Consider the following 7830-nt stretch of genomic DNA (forward strand, 5'->3'; position numbering starts at 1 on the left):
AGCCGCGCTGCCGGAGCCGGCGAGCATGGAGTAGCCCTCCAGCTTGGTGTCGCCGCTGGTGGCCAGGCCGGTCGCGTAGTCGTGGTACATGACGCCGGCGAACACTCCGGTGCGGCTGCCCTTGAGCGAGGCGGGGGCGATCCCCGCGCGCTCCAGGAGTTCCCAGGAGATCTCCAGGAGGAGCCGTTGCTGGGGGTCGATGGCCAGCGCCTCGCGCGGATTGATACCGAAGAAGGCCGCGTCGAACCCGGCCGCGTCGTACAGGAAGGCGCCCTCGTCGGCGTAGCTGGTGCCGGAGTGGTCGGGGTCCGGGTGGAAGAGCCTGTCCAGGTCCCAGCCGCGGTCCTTGGGGAACTCCCCCATCGCGTCCACGCCTTGGGACACCAGCTCCCACAGCTCCTCGGGGGTACGGACGCCGCCCGGGAAACGGCAGGCCATGGCGACGAGGGCGACCGGCTCGTCCGTCGCCGCGCCGTGCGCGCGGGTCGTGTCCCGCGCTGCTGTGGTGCTCTCACCGGTGAGGCGTGCGCACAGATAGCCGGAGAGGGCGGCCGGAGTCGGGTAGTCGAAGGCCAGCGTCGTCGGCAGGCGCAGCCCGGACGCCGTCGAGAGGCGGTTGCGCAGATCCACTGCGGTCAGTGACTCGAATCCGAGGTCCTTGAACGATACTTCGGTCCTCACCTCGGCCGGGGAACCGAAGCCCAGGACGACGGCGACGGTACGGCGCACGAGTTCGGTGACGGCCTCCAGCCGTCCCGCCTCGTCCAGTCCGGCCAGTTCCTTGGCCAGACCCCCGGGTTCGGCGCCTTCCGCGCCTGCGGCGGCGGTGCGTCGGGCCGCCGTCGTGGCCGTACGCCCCGCCAGTCCGCGCAGCACCGCGGGCACCTCGGCCGCGGGCAGTCCGCGTACGTCGATCCCGGCGGCCACCGCCGGGGAGCGCGGTGTGCGGCACGCGGCGTCGAAGAGTTCCAGCGCCTGCGCGGTGGGCAGCGGGAAGAAGCCGGAGCGGCGCAGTCGGGCCAGGTCCGCGCCGGTCATATGGCCGGTCAGCTCGCTGGTCTGCTCCCACAGGCCCCAGGCGAGGGAGAGCGCGGGCAGGCCGAGGGCGCGGCGGTGGGCGGCGAGCGCGTCGACGTAGGCGTTGGCGGCGGCGTAGCCGGACTGGCCCGCGTTGCCGACGACACCGGCGGCCGAGGTGCACAGCACGAACATCGCCAGCGGCAGATGTGCCGTGGCGGCGTGCAGATTCAGCGCCGCGGTCGCCTTGGCGTGCCAGACGCGCGCGAGCCGGTCCCCGGACTGGGAGAGGAGCACAGCGTCGTCCAGTACGCCGGCCGCATGCACGACTCCGGTCAGCGGGTGGTCGGCGCCTGCCTCCGCGACGAGCCGGGCCACCGCCTCGGCGTCTCCCGCGTCGGCGGCGACGACACGTACGTCGGCGCCCAGTTCGGTCAGGCGACCGGCCAACTCCTGTGCGCCCGGCGCCTCCTCGCCCCGACGGCCGGCCAGCAGCAGATGCCGTACGCCCCATGCGCGCACCAGGTGTTCGGCGATGACGCCACCGATCGTCCCGGTACCGCCGGTGATCAGCACGGTGCCGTCCGGGTCGAGCGGGCGCGGCGTGCCGTGCGGGCCTTCTGTTGTGGCGGCGCCGGTGGCGGCGGTGGTGGCGGTGGCGGTTTCCGCCGGGTGCGCGTCCCTGCCGTTCGTCCGGGTGAGGCGGGGGACGAGCAGCCGCCCCGAACGCAGCGCTGCCTGCGGCTCGTTCGCGGCGACGGCCTGCGCCACGGCTTTCCGGACGGTGGCGGTGTCCGCGAGCGCGGCGCCGTCCGGATCCAAGTCCAGCAGCAAGAGCTGCTCCGGGTACTCGGCCTGTGCCCCCCGCACCAGGCCCCACAGCCCGGCAGCGGCGGCACAGAGCGCCGTGCCGCCCCCGCTTCCGTGCTCCGGTTCGGCCGCGTCCGGATCCTCGGTCGATACGGCCACGGCGCCCCGGGTCAGGAGCACCAGCCGGGTCTCCGCCAGCCGTGGTTCGGCGAGCCAGCCCTGCAGCAGTCCCAGCATGCGCTGCGCGAGGGCAAGGCCGTCCGACTCCAGACCCTCCGCTGACGGCACCGGGGCCAGCACAGCGGTGGGTGCGGGCGTGCCCGCGTCCAGCGCGGCGGTGAGCGCGGGCAGGTCCGCGTAGCGGTCGAGGTCCGGTGCGGGGGTGCCGTCCGCCGCGGTGGCCTCCGTGCCCAGCACCGCCCAGTCGCCGTCGAGTATGTCCCTGCGCTCGTCGGAGGGGACGCCTGTGGCCGGTATCCAGTCGAGCGCGAACAGCCCCTGGGCCGCGGCCCGTGCGGCGGCGCGGAGCCGGTCGGTGTCGGCAGGGCGCAGCACCACGGAAGCCGCCGTGAGAACGGGTGCGCCTGTCGGGTCGGCGACGGTGAGCCGCAGTGTCCGGCCACCGCCCGCGCCGGTCTCGTCACCGTCCCTTCCCCCGTCGTGGGGCGAGACGCGGACCCGCACCGTGGTCGCTCCTGTGGCGTGCAGCGTGACCCCGTTCCAGGCGAACGGCAGCCAGACGCGGCCGTCGTCCTCCGCGCTCCCGCTGTCCTTCTCCCCCAGCAGCGCCGGGTGGAGAGCCGCATCGAGGAGCGCCGGGTGGATGCCGAAGCCGTCTGGCTCCTTGCCCGCGGCCTCGGGCAGTTCCACCTCGGCCAGCAGGTCGGCGCCGTCGTACCAGGCGGCCCGCACGCCCTGGAAGGCGGGGCCGTAGCCGTATCCGGCCGCCGCGGCCCGCGCGTAGAAGCCGTCCAGCTCCACGGGGCGCGCGCCTGGCGGCGGCCACACGGCCGCTGCGGACTCCTCCACGGGCTCCCCCGGGAGCCCTCCCGGGGGCTGCTCCACGGGTGGCACGGCTTCGGGGCCGAGCACGCCGACGGGGCCGAGCACACCGACGGCGTGACACGTCCAGGGCGCCTGATCGTCGTGGTCGGGGCGCGCATGCACCCTGACGTCGCGCCACCCCTTCTCGTCGGCCGGGCCCGCCACGACCTGGACGCGTACCCCACCGGAGGCCGGGAGCAGCAGCGGGGTCTGCAGAGCCAGCTCCTCGACGCCCGCGCATCCCACCTCGTCGGCGGCGCGCAGCGCCCATTCGACGAGCGCGGCACCGGGCACCAGCGTGGTGCCGTCGACCTGGTGGTCGGCCAGCCAGGCAGCGCCACCGGTCGCGGCCAGCCGCCCCGTGAGCAGCCGGGTGTCGGCTTCGGCGACCTCGACGGCCGCGCCGAGGAGCGGATGGTCGGCGGAGGTGAGGCCGAGACCCGCCGGGTCGCCACCACCGTCGCCCGTGCCGCCGTGGGCCCAGAACCGCCGGCGCTGGAAGGGGTAGGTGGGCAGCGGCACCGTCCTCGGGGCGGGTCGCTGCGGGAAGCAGGGGCTCCAGTCGACGCGTGCCCCCGCGGTGAACGCATGGCTCACGGCCCGCACCAGCTGCTCGGGGCCACCCTGGTCACGGCGGAGCGTGGGCACGGCGGTCGCGGTGGTGACACCCGCCTCGTCGAAGCACTCCTGGAGGCCGAAGGTGAGTCCCGGATGCGGGCTGGCCTCCACGAACACCCGGTGCCCGTCGGCCAGCAGCGCGGCCACGGCGTCGGCGAACCGTACGGGGCGGCGCAGATTGGTCACCCAGTACTCGCCGTCCAGGGCCGAGGTGTCCGTACGGGTGCCGGTCACGGTGGAGTAGAAGGCGATCTCCGCGCGCACCGGGCGTACTCCGGAGAGGCGCTCGGTCAGCTCCTCGGTGATCCGGTCGACGAGCGGGCCGTGCGAGGCGTAGTCGACGTCGATCGTCCGGGCCCGCACTCCTTCTTCCTCGGCGTGCGCGACGAGCGCGGCGACCTGCTCCGGCGGGCCGGAGACGACGGTGGAGGCGGGGCCGTTGACTGCGGCCACCACCACCTCGGGGGCCGCGCGCTCAGCCAGCCGGGCCGCGCGCTCCTCCCCCACCGCCAGCGAAGCCATGGCTCCACTGCCGGAGAGCTGCCGAAGTGCCCGGCTCCGTACGGCGACGATCTTGGCGGCGTCCTCCAGGGAGAGCGCCCCCGCCACGCAGGCAGCGGCGATCTCCCCCTGGCTGTGCCCGACGACGGCGGCCGGTACGACACCGTGCGCCGCCCACACGTCCGCCAGCGCGACCATGGTGGCCCACAGCGCGGGCTGCACCACGTCCACCCGGCCCAGGTCGGCCGCGTCCTCGGCGCCCCGGAGGACATCGGTCAAGGACCAGTCGACGTACGGCGCCAGGGCGCGCTCGCACTCCGCGATCCGGTCCGCGAACACCGGCGAGGAGTCGAGGAGCCCGGCGCCCATGCCCACCCACTGCGAGCCCTGCCCGGGGAAGACCAGCACGGGCGCCGACCCGCCCGAGCCCGCTCCCGCCGCGTCGCCCGGGCCGACGACGGCCGGGTGTTCCCCACCCGAGGCCAGCGCCCGTACGCCCGCCAGCAGTTCATCGCGGTCGGCGCCGACGACGACGGCACGCTGCTCGAAGACGGACCGCGTGCTGACGAGCGACCAGCCGATATCGGCGGCGGTCGCCCCGTCGGCCGAACCGGTGAACGCCCCGGCGGAGGCATCGGGAGACGCCTCGGAGGAGGCCGCCTCGGGGGGCGCCGCCTCGGTGACGCGGTCGGTGTGCTCGGCGAGTTCGCGTGCCCGGGCGCGCAGCGCGGGCACACTCCGCGCGGACAGCACCCAAGGGAGGACGGGCGCTGCTCCGCCTCCCCCCTCCGGCCCGGCCCCGGGAGCCTCGGACGCGGCTTCGGGAGGGGCCACCGGCTCCGGCTGCGGTGCCTGTTCCAGTACGACGTGCGCGTTCGTGCCGGAGATACCGAACGAGGAGACACCGGCCCGCCGCGGTCGGCCGGTGAGCGGCCACTCCTCGGGCGCGGTCAGCAGCCGCACGGCCGCGGCGTCCCACTCGACGTGCGGGGTCGGCTCCTCGATGTGCAGGGACGCGGGCAGGGTGCCGTGCCGCATCGCCAGCACCATCTTGATGACACCCGCCACCCCGGCTGCGCCCTGTGTGTGCCCGATGTTGGACTTCACGGAACCGAGCAGGACAGGCCGGTCCTCGGGCCGGTTCCGGCCGTAGGTCGCGATGATCGCGTCGGCCTCGATGGAGTCGCCGAGGACGGTCCCGGTGCCGTGCGCCTCCACCACATCCACTTCGGACGCCGAGAGCCGCGCGTTGGCGAGCGCGTGGCGGATCACGCGCTGCTGGGAGGGGCCGTTCGGCGCCGTGAAACCGTTGCTGGCCCCGTCCTGGTTGATGGCCGAGCCGCGCAGCAGGGCCAGTACCGGGTGGCCGTTGCGCCGTGCGTCGGACAGCCGCTCCAGCACCAGGACACCGGCCCCCTCGCCCCAGCCGGTGCCGTCGGCGCTCGCGGCGAACGCCTTGCACCGCCCGTCCGGCGACAGACCGCGCTGCCGCGAGAAGCCGGTGAACACCTCCGGAGTGGCCATGACCGTCACACCACCGGCCAGCGCCAGCTCGCACTCTCCCTGGCGCAGCGCCTGACCCGCCAAGTGGATGGCCACCAGGGAGGAGGAACAGGCCGTTTCGATCGTCACGGCGGGCCCCTCCAGGCCCAGGGTGTACGAGACCCGGCCCGACAGCAGACTGGGTGCGTTGCCCGCATACCCCTCGGACGCCTGCGAGGAGCCGCCGCCCTTCGAGCCGTCGCCCGTGGTCGCCGTCCCCGCGTAGACGCCGGTCCGGCTGCCGCGCAAGGTGCCGGGGTCGATGCCGGCACGTTCGATCGCCTCCCAGGAGCATTCGAGGAGCACCCGCTGCTGGGGGCTGCTGGCGAGTGCCTCACGCGGTGAGATGCCGAAGAACGAGGCGTCGAACTGGTCGGCGTCGTAGAGGAAGCCGCCCTTGCGGGTGTAGGTGGTTCCCGGGTGGTCGGGATCGGGATGGTAGAGGCCCTCCAGGTCCCAACCACGGTCGGTGGGGAATTCGCCGATCGCGTCGGTGCCCGAGGCCACCAGCTCCCACAACTCCTCCGGCGAGGTGATGTCACCGCCGCCTGCCCCTGTGTCCCCGTCCCGGCCGGTTCCGGGGAATCGGCAGGCCATGGCGACCACGGCCACCGGCTCCTGCGCCTGTTCCTCGACCTGGCGCAGCCGCCGGCGCGTCTCCTGGAGATCGGTGGTGACACGCTTGAGGTATTCGACCAACTGCTCTTCGGTCGCCATCTGGTTCTCACCGGCCCTATCCGCTTGGCGTGCTGCCTGCTGGTGCGCCCTGCCCTGTTCCGTGTGTCGCCGTTCTGCTCCGTACACCGTCGTGTACGGCGTTGTGGTACTTCGTCGTGTACGTCGTCATATGTCGCCGTGCGGCGCTGTAGGTCACTGCTCTTGTGGCACTGCTCTTGTCGCCGATTCGCCGATTTACCGACTCGTCGACTCGGTGTACGTCGCCGGGTCTTCGCCGTCAGCCGTGGTCGTCAGGACGCGCCCAGCTCGTTGTCGATGAAGTCGAGCAGCTGGTCGGCCGTGGCGTCCTGGAGCCGTGTGCCACCGCTGCCGTTCCCGTTGCCTTCGCTGCTGCCGTTGTCGTTGCCGTTGCCCTTCTGGTCCCCCTGGCCGTGCCCGTCGCCGACGTCGCCCGGGAGTGTCTGTGCCGACCTCCACCGGTGGAGCAGGTCCTCCAACCGCGAGGTGACGGCACGGGCGTCGCCGTCCCTCAGTGCGGCGGCGCCCAAGGTCCCCTCCAACCGGGCGAGTTCGTCGAGCACCGGTTCCAGCTCGAACACCTCCTGCGGCCCGCCGTCCGACGTCCCGCTCTGCGGCGCGACCCGCTCCAGCAGCTCCTCGGCAAGCGCGCCGACCCGTGGGTAGTCGAAGATCAGGGCGGGCGGCAGCCGCAGCCCGGTCGCGGCGCCGAGCCGGTTGCGCAGCTCGACGGCCGTCAGCGAGTCGAACCCGAGGTCCTTGAACGAGGCCCCCTCCTGGACCGCTTCGGGATCCGCGTGCCCGAGCACGGTCGCGACATGGCCGCGCACCAGATCGAGCAGCACCCGGTGTCGTTCACCCGCCGACAGCCCGGCCAGCCTGCTGCTCCAGTCCTCCGACTCCACGCGCACGGCTGTCGCCGCCGCACGCCGTACGCGCCCCTCCGCACCGCCGGCCCCGCCCCTGCCGGTACCGGCGAGCGCGCGGAGTGCCGGTGGCAGCACCTCGGCGGGCTGGGTGGCGAGCGCCCGTACATCGAGATCGATGGCGAGGAGGTGCGGGCGCCCGTCATGGCGAGTGCTGTCGAACAGCTCCAGCGCGCGATCGGTCGCGAGCGCGCCCACTCCGGAGCGCGCCATCCGGGCGAGGTCGGCTTCGCCGAGCCCGCCGGACATCCCGCTCGCCTCCGCCCACAACCCCCAGCCGACGGAGACACCAGGCAGACCGAGGGAACGACGGTGAACAGCAAGGGCATCACAGAACGCGTTCGCCGCCGCATAGTTCGCCTGCCCAGGGCTGCCCAGCGCTGCCGTGCTCGAGGAGAGGACGACGAAGAAGGAGAGGGGAAGATGGGCAGTGGCCCGGTGCAGGTTGTACGCGGCCGTGGCCTTCGGCGCCCATACGCCGGCAAGCCGCTGGGCGGACTGGGAGGCGAGCACGGCGTCATCCAGTACACCCGCCGCATGCACCACACCGGTGAGTGGGTGCGCGGGGTCGATACCCGCGATGAGCGCGTCGACCGCCTCGGAGTCGGCCATATCGGCCGCCACCAGCTCTGTTTCAGCGCCGAGCTCGGTGAGGCGTTCGGTCAGGTCCTGTGCA

2 protein-coding genes are annotated in these 7830 nt (G+C 73.8%); both read right to left on the minus strand.

The window, feature by feature from the left end; genetic code table 11:
* Nucleotides 1-6249, minus strand: a 6249-nt coding sequence (locus JW613_RS35320) for a type I polyketide synthase (protein WP_209215291.1), incomplete at its 3' end; no start/stop codon positions are given.
* A 251-nt stretch (nucleotides 6250-6500) separates the two neighbouring features.
* Nucleotides 6501-7830: beta-ketoacyl reductase (locus tag JW613_RS35325; RefSeq protein ID WP_209215292.1), on the minus strand; the 1330-nt coding region annotated here is incomplete at its 5' end.

It is taken from the genome of Streptomyces smyrnaeus, from assembly GCF_017676345.1.
GTDB lineage: Bacteria > Actinomycetota > Actinomycetes > Streptomycetales > Streptomycetaceae > Streptomyces > Streptomyces smyrnaeus.